Here is a 1637-nt window from a genome sequence, read left to right as displayed (position 1 = left end):
TATTGTGTGTGATACTTGCCTTAAAAAAAGCCTCACCAAGTATCACCAAGTATCACCAACTTTTTCGATAGTAATTCATTACATATTTCTGCTATTTATTCTTTCTATATAGGATCTTTAGTTAGCATGCTTCTGCGATTTATTTTGCAGGTGAGCAATTTTCGTCTACACCCGGATGTACACAGTTTGTACACCCCCGTGTATACGGTCTGTAGATCCGGGTGTATAATACCGGTACACCCGGGTGTATGAAAAGTTTTGCAAGGAGAAGATTAAAAAGACAAAATAACTTATATCTTTGCAGATAGTGAGTTCATCGCAATATTTGAGCGGTATAGATAGATTTGACTTTATAGCATATTGCGAAAAATAAATGGCATTAATATTAATAAATATATAACTTTATGAGAATACGTATAATACCAGTCATTGTAATTTCTATGTTTATCTGCCAACAGATCTATTGTAATAGGCATGATAATAGTTTTATAAAAGCTGAGAGTAGATTTATTGCATTCCTGAATAATGAAAATTGCAATTTAGAGATAAAAATGAATGTTGAAATTCGATTAGATTCTGTTACTGTTAAAAAAGATACATTATATTTTGAATATAAGTTAATTAATAACACTGCTAAAAACTTACTATTTTACCATATTCAATCTTTGAATATCAAATTAGAATCTTTAACAGAATCCAATTATCCAAAATGTAGTATTTACATTATTAATAGCAATAAAAAATTGCCTGACAATGCTATAGTGCGGCACCGAGATTATTTCGTTGTTGATAGTAATAACAACATTACAATACAGAACCTATATAAGAAAGCTCAGATTCAAGACAAAGAGTATTCATATATTCTACTTCCGGCAGGAAACTATAAAACATTTATTGGGAAAATATATATTGGGAAATATCAACTGCTAGGAAAATCATTTGAACTAAAACTGAGATATTTATCGTCATATAATAAACATTTCATCAATCAATTTAAAATGATGCAATCAAAGAATCCCAAATTAAAAGAATACGAAAAATATGAAGGAGTTATAGAATCAAACTGTATTCCTTTTACATTATATTAAGTAGTCTTGATCAACATAACGCACCTACCTAGATTCATAGACGTTGCATCTTATAGGAGTTAACAAAATATATAAAAATGAAACAGAAATATATTGTTATATTTTACATTGCAATATTAATATGTGCATGTAGTCAATCAGGTATTGATAAAAAACATGAGAACAATAAGGATTTAAAGATTCTGAACGACTCTGTTATTGAATTAATTTTAACTTTTCAGAGCAGCCAAGACTCTATGCTCCTCAATCATGCTTTAGTCTTAAATAATAAAGCAATGGCTTTAGATTCCAGTAATAGCAATTTGTTATACAATTTAAACGTTAGAGCTCAGATATTAGCATTACTAAATAAGAAAAAAGAGGCTTTCTTGCTAAAAGAGAGAACACTGAGTAAGGATAAATTCAATGTTGACAGATTGATATATTATGGACAAAAAAACAGGTTAATAGGGCGGATGGATTCATCTGAAATATATTTTAACGCTGCATTAATACAATGCGATAAATTATTAGAAGACACTCTCAATATTGATGTAATAATCAAAAAAG

The 1637-nt window shown here is 29.0% G+C and carries 2 protein-coding genes; both read left to right on the top strand.

From position 1 onward, the window contains the following. Positions 1-551 precede the first annotated feature (551 nt). Positions 552-1088 carry a hypothetical protein gene (locus VB081_RS00145; RefSeq protein ID WP_323398840.1) on the top strand — a complete coding sequence of 179 codons (537 nt, stop codon included), beginning with the start codon at positions 552-554 and terminating at the stop codon, positions 1086-1088. Between the two features lie 77 nt (positions 1089-1165). After that, a partial coding sequence (locus tag VB081_RS00140; RefSeq protein WP_323398839.1) for a hypothetical protein occupies positions 1166-1637 on the top strand: 472 nt, incomplete at its 3' end.

It is taken from the genome of Christensenella sp., from assembly GCF_034927525.1.
In the GTDB taxonomy this organism is placed as follows: Bacteria; Bacillota; Clostridia; order Christensenellales; family Christensenellaceae; genus Christensenella.
Note: the sequence above shows the minus strand (reverse complement) of the source record. Positions and strands in the feature narration are given on the sequence as shown.

Coding starts and splice junctions, on each gene's coding strand:
- VB081_RS00145 (WP_323398840.1), top strand. CDS start 552: ATGAATGTTGAAATTCGATTAGATTCTGTTACTGTTAAAAAAGATACA.